At 48.0% G+C, this 21,451-nt stretch carries 24 protein-coding genes and 1 pseudogene; 7 read left to right on the top strand and 18 right to left on the bottom strand.

Features of this window, described 5'->3' with window-relative positions; genetic code table 11:
• Positions 1-45: 45 nt before the first annotated feature.
• Positions 46-2,085, bottom strand: a complete 2,040-nt coding sequence (locus M2277_RS01930) for an alpha-galactosidase (protein WP_481857759.1) — start codon at positions 2,083-2,085, stop codon at positions 46-48.
• Between the two features lie 647 nt (positions 2,086-2,732).
• Between M2277_RS01930 and M2277_RS01935 the strand changes: the two genes are divergently transcribed.
• The 4 genes from M2277_RS01935 to M2277_RS01950 are packed head-to-tail and all read left to right on the top strand — an operon-like array spanning position 2,733 to position 6,706.
• On the top strand, positions 2,733-3,830 hold the full coding sequence (locus M2277_RS01935; protein ID WP_280754009.1) for an iron-siderophore ABC transporter substrate-binding protein: 1,098 nt from the start codon (positions 2,733-2,735) through the stop codon (positions 3,828-3,830).
• The gene (locus tag M2277_RS01940) at positions 3,823-4,863 is read left to right on the top strand and encodes a FecCD family ABC transporter permease (RefSeq protein WP_280754010.1); all 1,041 of its coding nucleotides are present in this window, start codon (positions 3,823-3,825) and stop codon (positions 4,861-4,863) included. The genes M2277_RS01935 and M2277_RS01940 overlap by 8 nt, the downstream gene beginning before the upstream one ends.
• The gene (locus M2277_RS01945; RefSeq protein ID WP_280754011.1) at positions 4,860-5,891 is read left to right on the top strand and encodes a FecCD family ABC transporter permease; all 1,032 of its coding nucleotides are present in this window, start codon (positions 4,860-4,862) and stop codon (positions 5,889-5,891) included. The genes M2277_RS01940 and M2277_RS01945 overlap by 4 nt, the downstream gene beginning before the upstream one ends.
• Positions 5,891-6,706, top strand: coding sequence for an ABC transporter ATP-binding protein (locus M2277_RS01950; RefSeq protein ID WP_036641744.1), 816 nt, complete (start codon positions 5,891-5,893; stop codon positions 6,704-6,706). Before M2277_RS01945 ends, M2277_RS01950 begins: the two co-directional genes overlap by 1 nt.
• 81 nt (positions 6,707-6,787) lie before the next feature.
• Here the strand turns inward: M2277_RS01950 and M2277_RS01955 are convergent, their stop codons facing one another.
• The 9 genes and pseudogenes from M2277_RS01955 to M2277_RS01995 all read right to left on the bottom strand — a co-directional run bounded on the left by M2277_RS01955 (position 6,788) and on the right by M2277_RS01995 (position 11,907).
• Positions 6,788-7,213, bottom strand: a complete 426-nt coding sequence (locus tag M2277_RS01955) for a methyltransferase domain-containing protein (RefSeq protein WP_280754012.1) — start codon at positions 7,211-7,213, stop codon at positions 6,788-6,790.
• Between the two features lie 103 nt (positions 7,214-7,316).
• A complete protein-coding gene (locus M2277_RS01960; RefSeq protein ID WP_280754013.1) occupies positions 7,317-7,808 on the bottom strand; it encodes an alpha/beta fold hydrolase in 492 nt (163 codons plus the stop codon).
• Complete coding sequence (locus M2277_RS01965; RefSeq protein WP_280754014.1) at positions 7,745-8,224, bottom strand: alpha/beta fold hydrolase; 480 nt, start codon at positions 8,222-8,224, stop codon at positions 7,745-7,747. Before M2277_RS01965 ends, M2277_RS01960 begins: the two co-directional genes overlap by 64 nt.
• A gap of 45 nt (positions 8,225-8,269) precedes the next feature.
• A complete protein-coding gene (locus M2277_RS01970) occupies positions 8,270-8,401 on the bottom strand; it encodes a hypothetical protein (RefSeq protein WP_280754015.1) in 132 nt (43 codons plus the stop codon).
• 51 nt (positions 8,402-8,452) lie between these two features.
• The gene (locus M2277_RS01975) at positions 8,453-8,818 is read right to left on the bottom strand and encodes a hypothetical protein (protein ID WP_280754016.1); all 366 of its coding nucleotides are present in this window, start codon (positions 8,816-8,818) and stop codon (positions 8,453-8,455) included.
• Between the two features lie 298 nt (positions 8,819-9,116).
• On the bottom strand, positions 9,117-9,665 hold the full coding sequence (locus M2277_RS01980; RefSeq protein ID WP_280754017.1) for a YfiT family bacillithiol transferase: 549 nt from the start codon (positions 9,663-9,665) through the stop codon (positions 9,117-9,119).
• Positions 9,666-9,780: 115 nt separating this feature from the next.
• Positions 9,781-10,065: pseudogene (locus M2277_RS01985) on the bottom strand (NUDIX hydrolase); the annotation flags it as partial.
• 46 nt (positions 10,066-10,111) lie between these two features.
• Complete coding sequence (locus M2277_RS01990) at positions 10,112-11,374, bottom strand: LamG-like jellyroll fold domain-containing protein (RefSeq protein WP_280754018.1); 1,263 nt, start codon at positions 11,372-11,374, stop codon at positions 10,112-10,114.
• Positions 11,375-11,544: 170 nt separating this feature from the next.
• Positions 11,545-11,907, bottom strand: a complete 363-nt coding sequence (locus M2277_RS01995; protein WP_148246828.1) for a hypothetical protein — start codon at positions 11,905-11,907, stop codon at positions 11,545-11,547.
• Positions 11,908-12,119: 212 nt separating this feature from the next.
• Here M2277_RS01995 and M2277_RS02000 point away from each other — a divergent pair, with 212 nt between their 5' ends.
• Positions 12,120-13,604, top strand: a complete 1,485-nt coding sequence (locus M2277_RS02000; protein ID WP_280754019.1) for an endonuclease/exonuclease/phosphatase family protein — start codon at positions 12,120-12,122, stop codon at positions 13,602-13,604.
• A 224-nt stretch (positions 13,605-13,828) separates the two neighbouring features.
• A complete protein-coding gene (locus tag M2277_RS02005) occupies positions 13,829-15,388 on the top strand; it encodes an acetamidase/formamidase family protein (RefSeq protein ID WP_280754020.1) in 1,560 nt (519 codons plus the stop codon).
• A gap of 80 nt (positions 15,389-15,468) precedes the next feature.
• Here the strand turns inward: M2277_RS02005 and M2277_RS02010 are convergent, their stop codons facing one another.
• The 3 genes from M2277_RS02010 to M2277_RS02020 are packed head-to-tail and all read right to left on the bottom strand — an operon-like array spanning position 15,469 to position 16,594.
• Complete coding sequence (locus tag M2277_RS02010) at positions 15,469-15,942, bottom strand: DinB family protein (RefSeq protein WP_006211583.1); 474 nt, start codon at positions 15,940-15,942, stop codon at positions 15,469-15,471.
• Positions 15,943-15,983: 41 nt separating this feature from the next.
• On the bottom strand, positions 15,984-16,481 hold the full coding sequence (locus tag M2277_RS02015; RefSeq protein WP_280754021.1) for a class I SAM-dependent methyltransferase: 498 nt from the start codon (positions 16,479-16,481) through the stop codon (positions 15,984-15,986).
• Positions 16,454-16,594: a hypothetical protein gene (locus M2277_RS02020; protein WP_280754022.1), complete on the bottom strand. Its 141-nt coding sequence runs from the start codon at positions 16,592-16,594 to the stop codon at positions 16,454-16,456. The genes M2277_RS02015 and M2277_RS02020 overlap by 28 nt, the downstream gene beginning before the upstream one ends.
• A gap of 256 nt (positions 16,595-16,850) precedes the next feature.
• Between M2277_RS02020 and M2277_RS02025 the strand changes: the two genes are divergently transcribed.
• The gene (locus M2277_RS02025) at positions 16,851-18,035 is read left to right on the top strand and encodes an S-layer homology domain-containing protein (RefSeq protein WP_280754023.1); all 1,185 of its coding nucleotides are present in this window, start codon (positions 16,851-16,853) and stop codon (positions 18,033-18,035) included.
• 138 nt (positions 18,036-18,173) lie between these two features.
• On the opposite strand, the gene M2277_RS02030 is transcribed toward M2277_RS02025, so the two are convergent.
• The 5 genes from M2277_RS02030 to M2277_RS02050 all read right to left on the bottom strand — a co-directional run bounded on the left by M2277_RS02030 (position 18,174) and on the right by M2277_RS02050 (position 21,435).
• On the bottom strand, positions 18,174-18,617 hold the full coding sequence (locus tag M2277_RS02030; RefSeq protein WP_280754024.1) for a GNAT family N-acetyltransferase: 444 nt from the start codon (positions 18,615-18,617) through the stop codon (positions 18,174-18,176).
• 1 nt (position 18,618) lies between these two features.
• Positions 18,619-19,524, bottom strand: a complete 906-nt coding sequence (locus tag M2277_RS02035; protein ID WP_280754025.1) for a GNAT family N-acetyltransferase — start codon at positions 19,522-19,524, stop codon at positions 18,619-18,621.
• Positions 19,525-19,618: 94 nt separating this feature from the next.
• The gene (locus M2277_RS02040; RefSeq protein WP_280754026.1) at positions 19,619-20,083 is read right to left on the bottom strand and encodes a hypothetical protein; all 465 of its coding nucleotides are present in this window, start codon (positions 20,081-20,083) and stop codon (positions 19,619-19,621) included.
• Between the two features lie 194 nt (positions 20,084-20,277).
• Complete coding sequence (locus M2277_RS02045) at positions 20,278-20,511, bottom strand: hypothetical protein (protein ID WP_006211589.1); 234 nt, start codon at positions 20,509-20,511, stop codon at positions 20,278-20,280.
• 234 nt (positions 20,512-20,745) lie between these two features.
• On the bottom strand, positions 20,746-21,435 hold the full coding sequence (locus tag M2277_RS02050) for a stalk domain-containing protein (protein WP_280754027.1): 690 nt from the start codon (positions 21,433-21,435) through the stop codon (positions 20,746-20,748).
• Positions 21,436-21,451 lie beyond the last annotated feature (16 nt).

The following is a 21,451-nucleotide window of genomic DNA, read 5'->3' on the forward strand; positions in this document are numbered from 1 at the left end:
AACCTGTGTATTGGGATATTCACTGAACCTCTCCTCCTCATCTTCTTAATTTGGACTTAGCTTCAGGATTTTCGACTCGGCTGGCGCCAGCTCAACCACGAGTGTTTCATTGGCCTCAGCGACCGTATCTTCCCACACGTCCAGCACCTTGTAAGAAGCGTGAGCATCCAGCCCACAGCGCGCCAAGGATACGGTCTTCTGTGCGGACTGGGCCCCATCGAAGTTGAATACCGCAATATAAGCCGTTCCCGCTTCGCTTGGATGTGTCAACACAAACGTATCCGCAGCATGTTTGCCCAGATTCCCCTCGACAGGGACAAAGGTTCTGCCCAGTCTGGCAATCTCGATGATCCCCTCATTCCCCAGCCAGTTCTTGGCGCGCCATGCGGCTTCCTCATGACGGAAATCATCGCCCAGCAGCAGCACCGTGCCCGAGATCACGGACGCGGTCAGGCGGCTTCGCCCTTCGTGACGGGTCGTCGAGTCCTGATTGAAGCTTTTATAGATCACGGCATGATCCGGATCGTTAAAACGGTACAGCGTATCGTTCATCCACCACCCGTGCGTCAGCGAGTTCAGCAAATATTCCGAGTCCTGGATCGTCCCGAACACATCGCAGGAGATTCTGCGGCTGTGCGCATAGGAATAAGGGAACAGCGGCGCGATCGACAGGTTGATGAAGAACGGTCTGCCGATACGCTTAGGAGAGAGCTTATCCGTCAGATATGATAGACCGTAATTGTATGCAGCGATCCCCGTCGTAATATCCGGGTTATAATGCTTGCCTTCCAGAGCCCCGTGCGCCATGAAGTCCAGCTTGATGTACTCAAAGCCCTCGGCTACGAATTTATCCATGTACCAATCAATTCGGGCCAGATTCCCGGGATGCGTAGGATCAATCGCAAGTCCGCCTGCAATATCCGGCAAAATCTCGCCATCCTGATCACGAAGCAGGATATCGCCATAGGTATACTTCCCATCGGTGCCCTCAACGGGGCTGCCGAACCCAGCCGGACTTCCCCAAAATGCAAACGGCGTCCAGTATGTACCGGGCCGATGCCCATTCTCGCGGACCCTTCGCAAGGCATCCTCCATCTCGGCCGGTGTAAGCCGATCCCAGAAGGCATCGAAATTAATGTACAGCCTGTTCTCATTGTGAAAACCCTGCGGCTGAACCTCCCGCTTCAGAAAATCGCTGGTTGCCGTATACAGCTCGTAATCCAGCGTGCTCATCGCCGCTGACCAGCTGTTCCAGCCCATCGGGACGCCGCCTTCCCATGTCAGCGCTGGCGCAACCTTTGTGTTTGCTTCCCCATACGCTTCGAGCCCTGCCCGGTAATCGTCATAAACCCCTACAAAAACCAGCGGAGATTCGATGCGCGTTCCTCTCACATGACCATGGGGCTGCGAATCGCGGGTCATGATGTCCGCTGCGCCTGCGTACACTTCGAGTTCATCCAGTCTTTTCGGCGTCTCTCCCTTCACGCGAATCCCGGTCTTCCACACATCATGACTGATCGAGCCGAGAATCAGCCCGCTCCGGCTATCCGGCTGGAACAAGGCCGTCACTTCATAACTCTCGGTTTCCAGCGGAGCCGTCTCTGTCAGATAACGCACCCATTTGTCATTATCATAAGGAACGCGAAGCACATGCAGCGCCTCATCCGGAACCGTCTCATTCCCGCTCGATACCGCTTGGGTGCTCACAACCGCGATGCGGTTGACCTTGATTTCCTCCTGCCCTACGACGACGACCCGAGAGATGAAGAACGAAGCTCCCTCGTAAACATAAAAATGCTGCTCCAGTCCAGGAAGCAGGTCGGATTCATGCTGAATTACGGCGTGCACGCCTGTTCCGAATGCATCCTCAATCTTCTCGGGCTGACCTGCCATAACGTGGCGGTCATAATTCCCCGTATGGTATTCCCGGCCATGCCACCGGAAGCCGCTGCGCACGGCTTGCAGTGTAAATCCCTTGCTGCCTGCATAAGCGTACTCGCCTTTTACCAGATCCACTTCAAGGGCCATCAAGCCGTTTGTTACCCGAACGTGAGTATCGGCATTCACCCCCACCTTCACGGCCATATCGCGATTCGTTATCACTTGTAGATTGCCTCCTTTTTACACTTGCATCTGTGCTGCATTGAAGCCGTTTGGTGAACACGCCTTTCGCAGCTTGCTACCATTATAGAAGCGTGGGTAAAGCGCTTACTATACAACGATCTTCCGATCCATATCGGGATGTAACGTTTCTTGAACGATGCCGTTGTTGAAATGCAATATGGCCCTTTACGCTAAGGAATCCATAGAACGTTCTGGTCGTGCCAATACTCGGGGGTATTTAAGTCCACCCAAGCCAGCCAACCTGTGGTTTGGTTAGCCATCATTGAAGTTCCTCCTCCAAATGCAAAAAAGCGCACACTCCATCTAAGGAACGTGCGCAGATGCGCTAAATGATATTCACTTCATATGTACAGGATATCATGGTGAAAACACTAACGTCATAACCATCTTTTATCCCATCACAACCCCTATGATTTGTGATAAAACGACAAATTTTTTCATTGACAACCTCTAAAAGAGACTATATATTAAGATGAAAATGATAATCATTATCATGACTGTCAAGGGCCCGAAAGTTACGATTTTGATCTCCGGAGCAGAAAGCGAATACATATTTTCCAAGATAGACGATTTACAAACTCAGATCATAATAAGGAAGGGTTATTTCAATGATGGCAAACCGTAAATTTTTACTACAAACACTAATACTTCTGCTCGTGCTTACAGTAGCATTAGTGGGTTGTTCCAGCCCGGAATCCAGCTCAACGCCTGCAACTGATTCAGCCGCTACGAATTCAGCAAGCACCGAAACACCAAGTACGGAAACACCCGCTTCCTCAGATACAGAGACTCAATATCCACTTACCATCAAACATGCTTTTGGAGAAACGGTTATTGAGAGCAAGCCTGAACGCATCACTACCGTTCAATGGGCCAATCACGACGTTGTTCTCGCTCTTGGCGTGGTTCCTGTAGGTTTCTCGGCGGCGAACTTCGGCGTTCAGGATGACAGCGGACTTCTGCCTTGGACAGCGAAGAAGCTTGAAGAGCTCGGCGTCAAGGACCCGAATGTATTCCAGGATACGGACGGCCTTGATTTTGAAGCTATTTCAGACTCCAACCCCGATGTTATTCTTGCCGCTTACTCCGGCATAACCCAGGAAGAATACGATCTTCTTAGCAAAATCGCTCCGGTTGTAGCTTATCCAACCGCTCCTTGGGCAACCACATGGCGTGAGCAAGTCACTTATAACGCAATGGGCATGGGTATGGAAGCCGAAGGCGAACAGCTCATTAAGGACACCGAGGACATGATTAAAGAAAAACTAAGCGCCTATCCTCAGATTAAAGACAAAAAAGTCGTATGGGTTAACTTCTCCGCTGAAGATATGTCTAAACTACATATATACACACCCGTGGATTCTCGCGTATCTTTCCTGCATGAGCTCGGGATGGTTTATCCTGAGAGCATTACGAAACAGATCACGGACCCTAACAGCTACTCCTTGAATTTAAGCGGAGAGAATGCTGAGGCCCTAAATGATGCAGATCTAATCGTTGGATATGGCAATGACGAGCTGTTGAAAGCCATTCAGGCCGATCCGCTGCTTGGTAAAATCCCTGCAATCAAGAGAGGTTCTGTTGCATTTATTGAGAGCGACACACCATTGGTAGCTGCCGGAACGCCAAATCCGCTGTCGATCTCTTATACCATCGATGATTACCTGAAATTAATTGGCGGAGCTATTGACAAGATAAATGAATAGTTCATCGATTCCGAATAACAATACGCTGCGCTCAAATACCCCGAAGCATTTTACATGGGTTCTGGTCATGTGTGTTATCCTGCTGGGTGCAAGCGTGGTAGCTTCACTGGCGTTTGGCTCTCGGCCCGTGAGATTTCATGAGCTGATTGACGGCTTATTTCGCCCGGACGTGGATTCCTTCGGGGCAAACATTGTCCGCAAACGGGTTTCCCGAACCGTTTTCAGTTTGTTTTGCGGGGCGGCTCTGGGCGTTTCCGGAGCCCTTATGCAGGCAGTCACCCGCAACCCACTTTCCGACCCCAGTATATTGGGCGTAAATACAGGCGCATCCCTGTTTGTGGTGTGCGGCATCGCGTTCTTGAACATCACCAGCGCGAGTCAATATATATGGCTGGCTTTAGCCGGGGCTGCGATTACTGCAGTGTTTGTATTCGGAATCGGCTCGATGGGGCGTGGCGGAGCCACGCCCATTAAGCTTGTGCTGGCCGGTGCCGCCGTAAGCGCTGCTCTATCTTCCCTGGTTACAGCCATCATGATTCCACGCTCTTACGTCATGGACCAGTTCAGGTTCTGGCAAGTGGGAAGCGTTGGCTCGGCAACCTGGAGTGCGATTGGCACCTTCATCCCGTTTCTGATTGTGGGTGTAATTATCGCATTTATGACCGCCCCGGCATTAAACGCGCTGGCACTGGGAGACGATGTTGCGACAGGACTCGGCGTACGAACAGGAACCCTGCGTTTTATTGCAGCGCTTGCTGGCGTTCTGTTGTGCGGAGCCGCTACCGCTCTGGCTGGACCTATCGGTTTTATCGGCTTGTTATCCACTCACGTCGTACGCCTTATTCTTGGACCTGATTTACGTTTTGTTATACCGATGTCAGCCATCGCCGGAGCCATCATTCTAACGGTATCCGACGTCGGCGGCCGGCTCATGGGCAACCCGGGAGAACTTGAAGTGGGTGTAGTTACAGCGTTTATAGGAGCTCCCATCTTAATCATACTAGCGATGCGATCGAAAGTGCGTTCATTATGACAAATCATTCTATGGAATTTATTATGGCGGGCCGACGTCAAAGACGCCGCCGCTGGATACTTGTTACCAGTCTCCTTGCTGTGCTTGCATGTTTGCTGTGCTGTGCCATGTTATTACTCGGGAACACCATCTATCCGATTCAAGATGTAATCCGAGCGCTTTCGGGAGAACAAATCAAAGGTGTTTCTTTTGCCGTAAGTACCATACGTCTACCGAGAATGCTGGCGGGTCTTTTTGCCGGGTTTGCCTTCGGCGTTGCCGGGTTCACGTTCCAGACCATGCTGCGAAATCCCCTGGCGAACCCCAATGTCATCGGGATTACGTCAGGCTCAAGCGCTGCAGCTGTTTTTTGCATCGTAATCCTTCATGCAAACGGAGCTGTCGTTTCCCTGGCTGCGGTCATTGCGGGCCTGGCCACAGTATTATTCATTTATGTACTCTCCAGAGGCAAGGTATTCTCCATCGGACGGTTAATCCTGATCGGAATCGGCATTCAGGCTATGCTTGACGCTGTCATCTCTTACCTTCTATTGGTTAGTTCCGAGAAAGATGTTCCCTCAGCGCTCCGATGGCTCACGGGCAGCCTCAACGGCTCCCAATTGCAAGAGCTGCCGCCTCTGGTTATTACGGTGATCATCTGTTCGCCAATCGTCATAATGCTGAGCAAACATCTAAGCATATTGGAGCTTGGAGAACAAACGGCTTCCTCTCTCGGCGTGGACACGGACAAGACCCGAATTGCGCTTATTGTGAGTTCCGTCTGCATGGTTGCCATTGCTACCGCTACGACCGGTCCGATCGCCTTTGTCTCCTTTCTGGCGGGACCAATCGCCAAAAGACTCGTTGGCGCCGGCTCCTCGAACGCCCTTCCGGCAGGCCTTGTTGGCGTTAATCTAGTCCTGGCGGCAGATCTAATCGGACAGTTTGCTTTTGAGTACAGATTCCCCGTAGGCATCATTACCGGATTACTCGGAGCGCCTTATCTGATCTTCCTGTTAATCCGAATGAATCGAAAGGGGGAATTATAATGAAACCGACACCTATTTTTCAAGGTGAGCAAATCGTAGCGGGCTATGATAATAAAGCAGTTATTCACGGTGTAGACCTGCTTATCCCGAGCAACAAAATAAGCGTTATTATTGGATCCAATGGCTGCGGGAAGTCTACGCTGCTTAAAACATTGGCCAGGCTTATCAAGCCCATATCGGGGAGCGTTACTCTGGACGGCAAGCCCATCAGCAAAATCCCGGCCAAACAATTGGCGCGAGTGGTAGGATTGCTGCCGCAGTCCCCCATTGTTCCGGAAGGGATCTCTGTAGCGGATTTGGTTGGACGAGGAAGGTTTCCGCACCAATCGCTGCTGAGCGGATGGACCAAGAAGGATCACGAGGCTGTTGCCGAAGCGATGACCATTATGAATATAACCGAGTTTGCCAACCATAATATTGACGAGCTTTCTGGCGGTCAACGACAGCGCGTCTGGATTGCCATGGCTCTGGCGCAGCAAACCGATATCTTGTTTCTCGATGAACCGACAACCTTTTTGGATATCACGTATCAAGTCGAGATTCTGGACCTGCTCACCGATCTAAACCGAAAACACGGAACAACAATTGTCATGGTGCTTCATGATATCAACTTGTCCGCGCGTTATGCAGACCATATTTTTGCGCTGGATACAGGAAAGCTTGTCGCTGAAGGTACGCCAACCGAGGTTATTACTAGCACGCTGGTCAAAGACATTTTCGGGCTTAATTGCACAGTGATCTCGGACCCCGTCTCGGGATCGCCTCTGGTAGTACCCAAAGGACGATATCATGTGAGTGATCCACATCCTTCTTAAATAAGGAACAAGCCCCCCCCTCGGGGGCTGCTTCCAATTCTCGCGATGAAGTTAAAGAATGCAAACTCATGTCTCCAAACCTTAAACATGCTTCCACCATACCCCCGCACACTCCGGCACGGTTGACCATTGGTTTGCCTGGATTTTATCTGATAACTCCTCTCCGAAAAAGAACCCTGTGCACTGCTGCGCCTCTTCCACCGTATCAAACACATAGTCCATTCGGATCCACCGATGGTTAAATCCATATGTACGCTCTAATTGTGCATAATAATCCACTAGGAAGTCAGGAGGGTTCGGCGTATCTGTGCCGGTTCCCATCGTCTCCAGAATGATTATCGTCCCGCCCGGCCTCAAGACACGCTGCAGCTCAGCCATCACCTGCTCCAGATTCTGACGGCAGTTCTCTTGGTTTGAATGAGCCAGATAACTGATGGTCCAGCCCGACACCACCAGGTCCACGCTCGATGAAGCAAGCGGCAAGCTGTCTGCTAACCATGATCTCATAGGCCTCAGCCTGTTTGTTGTATATATCATCAATCGCCATAACGTGCTCAACTCCTGTCAGAATAGTGCTAGTCCTGTTAAATTATTGTCCCTCTTCTCTCTCCTACATGGTGTTTTGTGTATCGTTGTTACCCAGACAGAATTGTTGGATTGCTCGATGAATAATCTCCGGCTGCTCATGATTGATGGCATGTCCCGCATCCTTCACGATCCGATAAATCATGCCATAATCAATCAATCGGTGGATGGCCTTGGGATAGTTGCTCAGCATGTCTTGGTCGCCAATGAGAAATAGGGCCTTATGCCGGATCACACGAAAGTCTTCCGCAGGGAAAATCGTAATCTTATGATGCCTCATGGATGCATTGTTGAAGAACTTGAGCAGATAGATCCAGTGCTGCATAAGCTCGGGATGTTCCTCGAATGGAGCGATCTGCGGTCCGCACAGCTTTCGCAGCAATTTGCGCGCATTTCGTTCTGAAGGAAATAAGGCCTCCGGTAGAAAAGCTTTCATCATTTTGCTCATAACCTCTAGCTGGCTCCCGGCAATGCTGCCGGCCATGCATACGATTTTTTCAACACGATCCGGTCGCATAAGGGCATAATGATAAGCGAGATAAGCTCCATAGGATACTCCTGCAATATATACGGAGTTGATCCGCAAAATGCCTCAAGGATTTCGTCCAACCATTTCGCCTGATCAAATGGCTGACTGTAATTGTCATTCGGTTCGCTTTTCCCTGAACCGCCGATGTTGTCAATTGCAATGACATAGAAGGCTTGGGACAGCTCTTCCATGTTATAGACCCACATCATGGCTGCGTTATCTCCCGTCCCATGCAAGAGCAGCAGGGGAGGATTCTCCGATGAGCCTGCCGTTATAATGTGAGTGATGCCGTATGTCGTAGGAATGTTCTGTTGTTCTAGGGGAACCGACAAGCCTGCCAATAATCGATCATAGGATTCATAGATGAGCCGTTGTCCATTCTCGGTTTTATAACGCGGTCGCAATCCCTGTCCACCTCCATGAAATTGAACTTAACTAACGATTTATCGCTATTCTTGTTGTTCATGGTGATGGGTGTAGATGCTGATCAATTCCTCCAGCTTATGTATCGTCTTATATGGCTTGGCTTCAAGAGTGTCATCCCATCGCTCCCTGTCTCTTGAACACCATATGGCTTGCAAGCCGCTCCGTGCTCCCTATCGCTTTTATTGTCATAGACACCCTGCTTTCCCCTACCTCGTTACGATCTCGTAACTCTTTACATAACCACGTTCATTCAAATAGATGAAGAGCTTCTCACTCTTGTAATCCATCCTACGCAATGCGCCAAGATCATACACCACTGTATCATCATCGTCAGCCCTATTGGCACTATCGCTGGCACCGAGGAGATCCATCACTTCCGCCGGGGTTAAGCCCACGAGGTTATGCTCCTGTAGAAAATCGTTCACCATCAGCGCACGCTGCTCAGGATAACCCACCCATCGATTGTAATCAAAACGCTGCAACGACAGGTTGTAACTTAAGGCGTAGATTGAGAAAAATAGGAGCAGCACACCGATTATGATGGTAGACGCATAATGCTGCTTCAGTAACATGCTCCATGTTGTTCCCGATACAGAATGAACAACAGCAGCAGTACGGGTAAGGACACCCACGATACCGATACAAAAGATAACGCAATATGATAATGATAGATTAACCGGATAACAACTGCGGCGTAAATCACAACATATATTCCTACGACCAACCCTAGAACGGCGGCATGCGAATTCCAGACGAACTATGATCTGCGATACGTTGTGCACCTCCAAGCTATGTATTAACCCCAATTCTTACGGACTTTATTATCCAGATCAAACACAATTCCACCATATGCATACTCCGACCTCCAGCTCATGGCCGTCGCTCCTCTAACAAACTACGCATTTCACGCTTCGATATAGATGTAATCTGGGCGATGTGATGGCGGCTATGCCATACGAATCGCTGCAGCGCGATATCAAGGGTAATGCTGCCAAGCACTTGGGTTCTCATGGTTCTTTGGAAATCCTCAGGCTTTAATTCCTTGAGCAAAATTAAAAAACGGAAATGAAGTGTTTCCAGCAGCGTAAGCGAGTTCTCAATGGGAACCTCGCTGTAATCACTCAGCTCCGCCCATAAATCCTCCCGGTATGAACTCGCCATGGGTTCATCCTCGGTCAGTGCGCGTTTAAAACGCAAATAAGCGTTCATATCATTATCCGCCAAATGGTGAATAATCTGCCGAATGCTCCACCCGCCCTCCCGATAAGAGGCATCCAATTCGGACGGAGTCAGGTTCATAATGATTTGCCGAAGGGTCGGTACGATAGCAGGAATCTGACCAATGAACTGCTGCCTTTCTTCCTTGGTGGGTTCTTCCTGAGGTGTAAACGGACCAATCGGATAACGGATGGCATCCACTTTTATACATCCTCCCAACGTTTCTGAACAACATTGACCAACGCAACAAGTTAAGACATATGAATATGCACTTACCCGGAAGTTAGAATCAAAGGCGGGTTAAACAGGGCAAGCGAGTGCCCCCCGCCACTTCTCCTGTAAAATGAAACATAACCACATAATGATTCAAACTGCTGAGAAAATGATACACGCCTGTCGTACTTGTCAATTTGACATCATAACCTGTCTCTTCCTTCGCTTCTCTTATAACTGCCTCAACAATATCTTCCCCTGGCTCGATCCGCCCTCCCGGAAAGCCCCATTTATCCTGTACCACGGGTTTGTTCTCCTGGATGATCAACACCTGATCTTCTTGAAAAAGAGTAATGCTTACCACAAGTACGATACCCTTCTTCGTCATAGTTCCCTCCCTTTACACATGTTCTAAAATAAAGCCCACCCTGACGTTATCCACTCTTCTCCCTCATAATCATCCATTCGCGTCCAAAGGGGTCCCTAAAATCCAAAAACCACGCAAAACCCTCGTCCCGAATCTGTTCCATTCTTGCTCCGGCCGTGGACAGATAGGAATGCAGCTCTTCGATATCCCGATTGGTTCTGAATATAAATGAAGCCGCCGTCGTTAATTCCAATTCTCTTGTTTCGTCCACGCTCTCTAATAACAGATTGGGACTGTTGTAGAGCGTCAGCATATAGAAGCCCTCATCCTGCATTAATATCTTGAAGCCTAAATTCCGAGTGTACCAATCCGCCGCCAGCCCGATGGTATCCTTCGTGAAGATCATACGGATGTCATCCAGACGATCCAACACAGGAATTGGGTCGGTCGACGTATCATTATGATGTAAAGGAAGAGGTTTATAACCATTCTCAACATAGAGGGCTTCAACCTCACGCTCCCCGATGGCACGATTATAGATCCGCAGATCGTCCAAGCGCCCCTGAAAAAAGAAGTAAGGTTCATCGGTACATTTTCTGCCCACATACATGGGTTCGTCAGGATAAGGTGTGAAGCTGCCTGATCGTTCGGCTGTGTGTTGGCCATTCACATACATTCGGTAACGGGAGTCCTCATAGATCAGGACCACATGATACCAGTGTTCCTTCACAATTCTGGCATTCATCATCAGGTCCGGCTCCCGCAGGAAACCATGGAACGTAATGTATTCATCCTTCGTGCTGAGCTGTAACGCCCGGTTCTGATGGTGACCGTCCTGAGAGACAATCGCGCTATGCCACCCCCGCAGCACCTGATGTGCGTCATAATAACACCATACTGATATAGAGAAAGCATCCTTCGATAGCATTGGCGATTTATCCATTTGAACATAGTCACTTCTGCCGTTCAGCGTTAAAGCTCCACCCTTCCTGCCGAAGCGGTCGGTAGCATACTCCCCGCCCTCCAGCCGTCCATGACGCCCCTCCCCGCTGGTATCCCGCACATCACCGTCGAACAAATATTCCAGAACAAGGCCGCTTCGTAAATCGATAGGATGTACGGATCTGCCAAATATCTCGTCAATCGTGGTTCCAAATACATCTGCCAGCAGTGGTATATGGATGATGTCCGGGCAAGTTTGCCCATTCTCCCATTTACTTACCGCTTGATAACTGACACCCAGCCCATTAGCCAATTGCTCCTGTGTCATACCAAGCTGTTTTCGCAGCCTGACGATATTGTTGCCCATCACGTTGTTTGCCTGATTCATGAATCCAAGATCACCTCGTTCTCCATGAGATGCATCTAATATAAACCAATCTTTAACCAAAAAGTATAACGCAGCAGTAGAACGCCGGTTCCTGATATTCAACCTCCGGTTGAGTCGATTATTACTCTCGGCTTAACTTTAGTTTATTGACCTCAGGCACTTGCAAGATTCTATTCAAATCTTCGTCTGTTCCGCGTTGCCTCATCAAGCCATGAGATAAGTCCCAGCTTGCTAACGTACATTTCGTTTTGTACTACTATATAAGGAAAAGGCTTACCTTCTGATGCTCCCTGCTCTCTTAGCGCATTGTCGGATGAAATGATGCTCTTCACCTGATACTCGGTAAGGTTCAAGAACTCCGCTGTTTGTTCAAGAGTCATTAACGGAGGATCGGTTTGCACAGAATCAGCTCCTTCTGTAACGGCAGGCACATACTTTGAATCCTCAGCACCCTGAAGGATGAAACTGGCGGCAACGATGGATATTCCGATAATCAAAGAACTGATCAATGCGCTGTAATTCAATGGCTTCAAAATTTATCACCTCGATTCATCCATATATTCCGTATACGCTCACCCATTTCCTCCACGAACATCCAAAACCAAAGCAAAAACCTAAAATATTGTAAATACGCTGCCTGCCAGAAATAGGTTATGATATGGGCAAATCAGGAAAGGAGGACAGCAGGATACATCTAATTTTTAGAAGATTTACGAGTCTCGCACATGACAAAGGAGGAACCCTTATGAGAATCCCCAAAATCACCAGCCTGTTCATGATGCTTACATTTCTGACAACAACGTCTCTCTCCGCTGCCAGTGCGCCGGCAGGCACAGCTGAAACTTCATCAGGTCCACTGCGGATCATGAGTTTTAACCTGCGCTATGCTGCGAATGATGATCAGCCATGGGAGAACCGGCGACCGGTGATGAGGAACTTGATATTAGAGAATCAACCGGATGTCATCGGAACTCAGGAAGGCCTTCACCGCCAAATGGTTGATTTGGAGAACGACCTCCCGGGATATGGCCGAATCGGAGTTGGCCGCGAAGGCGGGGAGTTCGGAGAATATATGGCTGTTTTTTATAAAATGGATCGGCTTAAGCCTTTGGAGCAGTCGCACTTTTGGCTGTCGGACACCCCGCAGATCATCAGCTCTGCAAGCTGGGGAAATCAGATCCCGCGCATGGTAACCTGGGTCCGCTTCCAGGACCTGAGGAACGGCAAAACCTTTTATATGGTAAACACGCATCTGGATCATCAATCCGAGGTTTCCCGGCAGAAGAGCGCAGCGCTCATTATCGATAAAATGAAGGGCTTTGCACCAGATATCCCCGTGGTTATGACGGGCGATTTCAATACCGTTCCGGGAAGCGATACGTATTCTATTTTTACAAGCAATGGGCTGTCGGATGGACACATCACCGCCAAGAAGCATACTAACGATGACCTGGGGACCTTCCATAATTACAAGGACCCTACGGGTGGCGGCAGCGGTAACCGGATTGACTGGATTCTGCATAGCACGGGATGGAATGTCCTGCACAGCGAGATTATTAATTACAATGAGGAGGGGCAATACCCAAGCGACCATTATCCGATCATGATCACGGGCACGCTGCAGAAGACCAACAAAACCACGGAGGAAACAGTACCCAAGCTCCCTTTGACCACCGCCCTGCACATCACGGAAGTCGTGGCTAACTCCAGCGATCAAGGCAATTATAATTATGTGGAGATTTACAATCCCCATGACCGGGAGATCGATCTGGAAGGGTACCAAATCTACTATTATTACGACCCTGCTCTTCCATTCGACAAATCGAAGTCCAACCGCTGGACGATTGCAAAGGACCGATACAGCACGGACACCATCATTCGTCCCAACGAAACCAAGGTCATCTGGATCAAGAAGCAGCCTTGCTGTTATGACCTGAGCAGGGAGCAGTTCCTTGCCAACTATAACGCGAATGAGAACGACCTCTCGCCTTCTCAGCTGCTTGCCGTCTTCACGCCGGGCAACAATCAGGGATTGAACGGCACCTCCACCAGTGGACGCTCGTTAGGTATTTCATCCCCTTCGGGTACGCATCTCGTCGGAGTGCAATTCAATAACGGGCAGCTGGATGCCGGCGTCAACGAATCGATCACCTACCTGGAGCCTCTGCCGCTTACCAGCATCATGCAGAAAAAGGAGACTCACCAAGCCCCTTCGCCTGGTCAGCCTTAAAATGATTATGAAGATCACTCAAACCTTCCATGAACCTTCCGTATTACAAGGGGTATGGAAGGTTTTTTAGGTAATTCAACTTATACCATTTAGTTCTATGTAATTAATTCATCCTATTTATGTTATAATATATTACATGAATATTGTTAATTCTCATAATTCCGATGTATAATGCTGCTAGATTGATATTATACATACGAGTTAGGGGAGATAATATGCCATTAATGAGAACAACAACGCGTAGATCACTAACTGTTGCTTTATGCTGCCTCACTTTGTTGACAGCTGTACCTGCACATGCCGCAGGGAATACGTCGTTTCCTATCCTGCAATCCGTTAGCAAAGATCAGATCAAAGCGGATTATTACGTTCCCAGTTCCCTGGAGAACATCAGCTGGGGGTTTCTGCCGAATCGGGACAGCCAATCCATCCTGACTGTCTCCTCCGGCAGTACCATCACTTTTGATACATTATCCCATGAGGGAATTCTCGAAGACCAAGGACGGGATCCGGAGAAGTATTTTGCTTTATTCGGTATCCAGCCGGATCAGGTGCTTAATGATGCTAAAGCGATTGCCGCATCTGATCTTCCGCATGATTTTGACGCAGATGGTCCGCATGTGGTAACGGGGCCCATCGACATTCAGGGGGCTGAGCCTGGTGACGTATTGAAGGTTGAAGTGCTGTCTCTTACTCCCCGAGTTCCCTATGGCGTCATTTCCAACCGGCATTACAAGGGCGCTCTTCCCGGTGAGTATCCAGAGAATGAGGGGCGCAAGGAAGGAGCAAACGCATCGAATCCCGAGTTATATCAAAATATATCCAAATTTACACCGGTAGAAGAAATTAACGGCAAGCTCTATGGCGTGCTTCCCATTGAAAAGGGCGGCCAGGTGCGCTTTCCCCTTAAACCTTTCATGGGCCTTATGGGCGTGGCGCCAGATACCAGCGAAAAAGTAAGCAGTGTCCCGCCGATCGAAACGGGAGGGAATATCGATATCAACGAGCTCGGTGTCGGCTCGACCCTGTATCTGCCGATCCAGGTTAAAGGCGGACTCTTCTATACCGGAGACCCTCACTTTGCACAAGGAGACGGCGAAGTCGCATTGACTGCGATGGAGGCCTCCCTTCGCGGTACCTTCCGATTAACTGTGCTAAAGCCGGGAGATCCCTCCCTTCCGCGAGCCGAGCTCAAGCAGCCTTTTGCCGAAACCGAGGATTACTGGATTCCCGTCGGTCTTGACGCAGATCTGGATGAGGCCATGAAGGAAGCGGTACGTGAAGCGCTTGGTTTCCTGAATGAGAAGCTTGGAATGGATCGCGCAACAGCCTATGCTTACATGAGTGCCGCCACGGACTACGAAGTCTCCCAGGTTGTGGACAAAACGAAGGGAATACATGCCCTCATCCATAAGAGGCATTTCATCAACAATCTCAAGCTCTCCATCGCCATCCATGGCTCCACCCTGCCTTCCTCCATCATTAATGACGAGTTCTACGTTCCCCTTCGCTCGGTGGCTGAGGGTTTGGGATATGAAGTGAAGTGGGACCCTAAGAAATATGCCGCCCTTGCTTCAGCCGACGGCAAGACTGTGACGATCCCGATCGGGCAGGCTATCTTTGAAATGGATGGCAAGGCGGTCTACAACAGCGATGCCGCAATGATGAAGGACGGCGTCACCCTGATTCCGATCCGGAGTATTCCCGTTCTATTTGGAGCCCATGTGAACTGGACCACCAGCGGGAATGAGCTGAAGGCCAGCGTAACCCCTGCGCTGGATTGATTTCATTTTTTCTTAGTTGAATATTTCTCAATTCAAAAAGTCCCCCTAAACAGCTGGACACGCCAGCTGGGACTTTCATGTTAAATCGATGTGGATTTATATTGGACCTCTAAACACTGTTTGGCGATATAAAAAATTTGACCCATATGCTCCGAGTAATGCGTGGCGCATTGATGCAGAATATCCAGATTCGTTCTCTCCGTCCCCCTTACCGATTGAACCTGTTCAAAATCGTCATTCGACATGGAGCTTACTGTGTCTATAAGGAACTGGAACCGGTTCTTCACGATTTGGATCAAATCATCCCGGCTTACAAACGTCTGGGTCAATTCTTCCTCCCGGTTCCGCATAACGTCTTGATGCAGAATCCCCTTCGTTACTCGCTCCTTCATATTGCCATCGATATGCCTGATCAGCGTAGATATGCTTAAACTTGAAGGTCTTGGCCTCCAATTGACTTGCTCATCGTTCAACTGCACCAGCACTTTGAGCGTACGGCTGCGGATGTTGTCGAACTTCGTAATCAGCCATTGTCGGTTGAAATCATGATCCATATCCAATCACTCCTTATCAGGTATGATAAAAGATCTTTGTTTCATGCCTTCGTTGCCTTCCATATATATTTGAGCTCACGGATCCCCAGCCGCCCATCGATCTGATTCTCCCGTATCTTGGCTTCAAGCTCACCCTTTCGTTCCGGCAAGGTGAAATCGGGATTACCAGGCGTATCCGACAAATTTAATGCAAATTCAACCCCACTCGGGAAGTAAGTTACCGCTTCATTAAATTCTTCGATCGTTACATCAACGTAGCCATTCTCGGACAATCGTCTTCTCACGTCAGTCACATCAGTATGTATGCCGAAGATGGTTCCGCCAGAACACAGAATTCGCGGATGCTCCAGGATGGAGGTTGGACCCCGCCGATCATAGATGAAATCAAACTGGCCATCATGAAAAGGCAGCTCCGCCTTCGTGGTGGCATACACAAATTCAACATTACCGATTCCGCTGGATTCCAGTAGGGATTGGGATATTCGAATCATCTCAGCGGAGTTGTCACAACCTATGATTTGCTCTGCATGTCTGGACATCTTGAGCGTGAATTCACCATGTCCTCAGCCGACCTTCCGACCACCGTGTATTTCGCTCTTCCTTGGTATCCACCGTTCCGGCGTGCGATCATGTCGTACCAATCTATTCCCATGCGTTCCCTCCTCCGTCATCAGATGCAATCCTATTTAAAGATAGCAGAATCCTGTTGTTATATGAATAAGCAGAAATACTCACTTGATCTAATGACTTAAAATATTACCATTTTGAATGATAAAGTCAACGGCCACTCTTCTATTAAAAATCCCTGAATAGGTCTTTCGTAATAAAAAACAATTGATATTGTCATAATTTGTCGTCTACAATAGTGGAATATAAAACCAATACATAGAGACATACAGGAGGCAATCATGTTGTTAAAAAGGTGGCGCCGATTATTCGCTTTAACTCTTATTCTATCACTATGCATGACGTCTATGGCAAGTGCAGCGGAACCCAGCACATCCAAATATGCCTGGGCCGAGAAATCCGTTGATTTTCTTAGGTCTCAAGGGGTATTTGAGAATATGGAGTATCGAACCCAAACATTAGGCAAGATGGTGACCAAGACCGATCTTACACTTATGGTTCATCGGCTGTTTCCCGAGTTCCGGGTTCCCAGCGACAAGAAAGTCAACATTCCGGGCGTGCCCAATGGACACTCGTCCTATCCCATTTTCAAGGATGTTTACGGCAGCATGTCTAGCGGGCTAATTGAAGCAGCCGACAAAATAAATTATCACAATGAAACATTCACTTACCAGCCGGAGAAAGTGTTAACACGCTGGGACCTGTTGATTACGCTGAATGCGCTCTTTAAAGATATCGGTTACGCACTGGTACTACCGGAGGGTGAAGATATTGCCAGACTTCGTTCGTTTAAGGATATCCCCAAGAGATATTTCAATTCCTACAACCAATATGAAAAATGGAAGTATGCTTATCAGCCGTTAGCGCCTGAAATTGGGTTGCTGCAAGACAAAAAATGGGGGCCTTCGCTAGCTTCGGACCTTGATTACGTCAAAGCCTATGCCCTGCTCGGTTTTGCCGAGGCTGGCATCATGAAGCCCGACGCAAAAGGATATTTTCGTCCAAATCAAAAGGTGACCTTAGCCGAAACCTCGGTTATTCTGCATCGCATATACAACTACTATGAAGGCGCCAGCTATATTAAGGCACCGTCGCAGGACGATCTCATTCCGAACGGAACAAAAGTCTACATGTATGCAGGATCGCGATCGGGACACGGAGTAAGTCCGGTTTCTGATTTTGCTCTGATGAATCCCGATGGCGCCTCGGAGTTCTATCTCGCCATGAACGCTTCAGAGAAACTCGACTTGCAGATCAACATAAACGGGGAGCCTTCCTATTACACTTACGAACAATTGAGCAATCCTAAACAGCCTGTTCGAATATCCCTGAATGGCGCACACTATGCAGAATTCTTTCCAATCATTCGGAGCAAGGGTCAAAAAGCCACCGACGATAATAATAGCATTGAAGTTCAGTATTATTATGCCGATACCTTACAGGACTTCACCAAATTATTGGAATAAGAGCCCAATCTATTAGCTCAATACAAAGGGAGTGCAGCTGTTGTATACAGCTAACACTCCCTTTCCTATTAGAAAACAGCTGCAGCGATTCGTTGTTTGCATCCTGCTACATCAGTCTCCCTCAGGTTACCTCTCGAATTATAAATTAAGTTTGGCTACAGATTCTCCTGCAGACCACGTCATAACCCCGATCTCCTCAAAACCTGCTTTCACGTACAGCTGTCTTGCCTGTTCGTTCTTCGGGTCAAAACTCAGCATGAGGACATTCGTCCGATCAGGTTTGTTGCGGATTTCTTCAATTATGAACCGCAAAGCCTCTTTGCCGTACCCCTTCCCTTGATGATGCCCATCTATCATGTATCGATAAATCCAGTAGTTTCCGTCATCCGAATCCAAGCCGTACATTGCAAAACCGACCATCGTCTGATCATTGTAAATAGCCATCGCCTCAAAATTCTCAAGGAATTGGAACTGGGCAATCGAATACAGATTGGAAGCAATAAAGCTTTCCTGCTCCGGTCTCGCTTTCAGTTTAATGCATTCCGTCCAATTCTCCTGGTTAACAGGTTGCAGTTTAATCATGTCATACTCCTTCTGACTTGCTCATTGGATTGGTTGTGCAGACCATGCTCGTCAATTCGTCTCCCGGCAAGAAACCCAGCTTCTGATACAATCCCTCCGCAGGATTCCCTGTAGTTACAAATAATCGCAGTACATAATAATGGTTATTTAATTCATGAATGGCTTTACGCAGCATATGCTTCGCTAGTCCCTTCCCCCTGTGGCCAGGTTTAATTGCAATTTCATAAATTAACGGAAGACCTTCCCATAGCGATACTAAACAAACACCTACGAATTCTTCGGTTTGCTCATCAACGATCATTGATGAAGCTTCCAATAGATCGGAAGTTGAATGATGCTCAAAATAATCAAGGATGTCCTGAGTAAAACACTGATGGTCCCTGCTATCTATATGATCATGATAGGAATCCAGTATAAGCCTTGTTATGTGCATCCGAATAGCAGGCGATGGTTGCAGACACTTATACGTCCTTGGAAGAAGCTGAATCGGTATATCCTCAGTAGGACGAATCATGCATTTCCTTGATTGCACAGGCTCGAAGCCTTCTGCTGCGAATGCAGCAATATGTTCAGGTAATACATTGTATGCATGTATTCTGTCAATCCCGCTTGTTCTCTCTATGATATATTCCTTCAAATAAGCGGCTATGGATTGAGAGAAATGGAATGGAGGGATTACAAACAGTGAGCCCAGTGCATTCTCCGATATGGATATCCCAGCCGTTATAGTGCCTTCTGACATGATCCAATAGCAGCCATCCGTATCCCGCATCATCTGCTGCAGGTGCAACCAACTCGGCCTGAACCAAACATTTTTCCGATAAGTCGCAAAGTACTTGGAATACATGATAGGATCAGCTTGAAGCAAAGAAAATACCCGATGAGTCTGCTGCACTGACTCTTCCATATATCCATATCCTTCCTTCATTAACCTGACGGCATGTTTCTACATCAGGCATTTTATAAGAAAATAATACGTATGTCCCCCTAAGGCATATCCTTTAAATAAGTGATCTCTCTTTGAATTCGAGGTACTCCCTCATTATTTCTTCGGATTCTCCCTGCTTCGTTAGGTATGAATAGAGCAGTCCGCTCAGACGATATTGATATACCTTATTGTTGAAATCTGTATAAACCGTCACTGAAAAATTACCAAAATCCTCTGCCTGCTCCGTCATTTCAGGGTACTGGATCGAGCCCTGGGAAATAACTAATACAATCCCGTTTGAGAAAAAAATGCGACAATAGGGCGAGGTGAAATGATCGTTATAGGCTTCTATTCTATCAATCTGCCAAGAAGGTATAGCAGGTTCATCCGGGACATTCAGCGTTGCAGGAATATCCGATCGTTCAATGATGACCGTATTCGCATCCTCTCCTGTAAATAATACATACCATGTACTTCCCAGGACGAATATGCATAAGCTCAACGTGATCATGATAAATTTAACTGTTCTCATACTCACCCACAAATTCCTTCCATAACACACCCATCCAAATAATACCATACAGATTCCGAGTTTATGTGGGATTAAACGGATTTAGATAAAGTCTTCCCGTCCCAAATGGCAGGTTATATAAACCGCTCCGCCTTTTATTTAGCACATATCGGATCACTTTATCATTTACTATAGTGATTCTACTATAGTGAAGAGGTGATTCATATGGCTTCTGTCAATGCTGTTCCCCAGCCGGATCTTGTATTAATCAACTGGTCAAGAAACCCTCTCGTTGTTGGCTCTCCTCGCAGAATTCTTGCTGCGCGCGTAATCGGCAGCTCTTCACCTTGCAGAGCAGATTTGACACCGAATGCGTTATTAAGCACAGCCTTGGCCTGCTTGCTGGATAATGATGTAGGATTCAAAATCGTATTCCGCAAAAGAACATCCAACATTAGCGGATACCTGTTATTGCAACGTGTTTGAAAACTCTATTTGAACTATTCGCTCCATGAAATCCCATCGTTTACCAGAATAGATTGCCCAGGAAATATCTCTGAGGACTTATTCTAGTACAATGAAAAAGCAAGCAGGATCCTGTACAGGATCCTGCTTGCTTTTTCATTGTATGAACCGCTGTTCAACCTTTTTCAATCTCGCATTCATATCTCTTCTATAGTCTCTATATATTACTTCACTTGAGCGACACTTACAGCCACCTTTTCCAGCTGTGCTTTGCTTAAGAAATGATCCGGTGAGCTGATCGTTACGAAGCGATCATGGAATTGGAATCCCAGCATAGCCGTATCATCCGGCGTATACCATTTAGCTTTGGTTCCGTTGGACAGTGTTACGGGTGTGCTGTCATACCCGTGAGAGTAGTCTCTTGGGGAGATATAGACCGTCATATGTTTAAATGCCATATTGACTCCATCTTCCGATGCCCCTGTCTTTTGGTACACATCCCCTTGGATCATCTGATTAGGAGCATAGGGTGTTGTGAAACCATCGAATTTAGCGAATGCGCTTTTGATTTCTTTTAACTGGGCGTCGCTGTATTTCACTGTGGTGAGCTCGGACGTCTGTCCGTTTCCAGAATGGCTTCCGATCAGCACTTGGTTATTCTTCGCATCGTACTGAACAGGAACATTCAGCACGTCCGCAATCGCGCGAACAGGGAGATACGTAGTGTTTTTATAGGTGATAGGGGTCAGCTTCCCACCTGTGTTATAGGCTGTACCTTCGACTTTGATGCCAATGCTATGATTCAGGTAAGCCGAGATTTTCTCCAGGTTCGCTCCTGCATATACGCCGACTGCTCCCGTTAATGTCATACCTAATACGGCAACTGCCACCATTGATTTTCTCAGCTGTTTCATTCGCTTCATTCCTCTC

It is taken from the genome of Paenibacillus sp. LBL (assembly GCF_029893715.1).
In the GTDB taxonomy this organism is placed as follows: domain Bacteria; phylum Bacillota; class Bacilli; order Paenibacillales; family Paenibacillaceae; genus Paenibacillus_AQ; species Paenibacillus_AQ glucanolyticus.

What these genes read in the sequence shown, in the direction of transcription:
- M2277_RS01940 (WP_280754010.1), top strand. Translation starts at nt 3,823, where the DNA reads ATGAATAGTTCATCGATTCCGAATAACAATACGCTGCGCTCAAATACC.
- M2277_RS01975 (WP_280754016.1), bottom strand. Translation starts at nt 8,818, where the DNA reads ATGTTACTGAAGCAGCATTATGCGTCTACCATCATAATCGGTGTGCTG.
- M2277_RS02035 (WP_280754025.1), bottom strand. Translation starts at nt 19,524, where the DNA reads ATGGAAGAGTCAGTGCAGCAGACTCATCGGGTATTTTCTTTGCTTCAA.
- M2277_RS01955 (WP_280754012.1), bottom strand. Translation starts at nt 7,213, where the DNA reads ATGAGATCATGGTTAGCAGACAGCTTGCCGCTTGCTTCATCGAGCGTG.
- M2277_RS01950 (WP_036641744.1), top strand. Translation starts at nt 5,891, where the DNA reads ATGAAACCGACACCTATTTTTCAAGGTGAGCAAATCGTAGCGGGCTAT.
- M2277_RS02030 (WP_280754024.1), bottom strand. Translation starts at nt 18,617, where the DNA reads ATGATTAAACTGCAACCTGTTAACCAGGAGAATTGGACGGAATGCATT.
- M2277_RS02020 (WP_280754022.1), bottom strand. Translation starts at nt 16,594, where the DNA reads ATGGGAATAGATTGGTACGACATGATCGCACGCCGGAACGGTGGATAC.
- M2277_RS01930 (WP_481857759.1), bottom strand. Translation starts at nt 2,085, where the DNA reads ATGGCCGTGAAGGTGGGGGTGAATGCCGATACTCACGTTCGGGTAACA.
- M2277_RS01945 (WP_280754011.1), top strand. Translation starts at nt 4,860, where the DNA reads ATGACAAATCATTCTATGGAATTTATTATGGCGGGCCGACGTCAAAGA.
- M2277_RS02025 (WP_280754023.1), top strand. Translation starts at nt 16,851, where the DNA reads ATGTTGTTAAAAAGGTGGCGCCGATTATTCGCTTTAACTCTTATTCTA.
- M2277_RS01960 (WP_280754013.1), bottom strand. Translation starts at nt 7,808, where the DNA reads ATGCGACCGGATCGTGTTGAAAAAATCGTATGCATGGCCGGCAGCATT.
- M2277_RS02005 (WP_280754020.1), top strand. Translation starts at nt 13,829, where the DNA reads ATGAGAACAACAACGCGTAGATCACTAACTGTTGCTTTATGCTGCCTC.
- M2277_RS02015 (WP_280754021.1), bottom strand. Translation starts at nt 16,481, where the DNA reads ATGTCCAGACATGCAGAGCAAATCATAGGTTGTGACAACTCCGCTGAG.
- M2277_RS02050 (WP_280754027.1), bottom strand. Translation starts at nt 21,435, where the DNA reads ATGAAACAGCTGAGAAAATCAATGGTGGCAGTTGCCGTATTAGGTATG.
- M2277_RS01935 (WP_280754009.1), top strand. Translation starts at nt 2,733, where the DNA reads ATGATGGCAAACCGTAAATTTTTACTACAAACACTAATACTTCTGCTC.
- M2277_RS02000 (WP_280754019.1), top strand. Translation starts at nt 12,120, where the DNA reads ATGAGAATCCCCAAAATCACCAGCCTGTTCATGATGCTTACATTTCTG.
- M2277_RS02045 (WP_006211589.1), bottom strand. Translation starts at nt 20,511, where the DNA reads ATGTTGGATGTTCTTTTGCGGAATACGATTTTGAATCCTACATCATTA.
- M2277_RS02010 (WP_006211583.1), bottom strand. Translation starts at nt 15,942, where the DNA reads ATGGATCATGATTTCAACCGACAATGGCTGATTACGAAGTTCGACAAC.
- M2277_RS01990 (WP_280754018.1), bottom strand. Translation starts at nt 11,374, where the DNA reads ATGAATCAGGCAAACAACGTGATGGGCAACAATATCGTCAGGCTGCGA.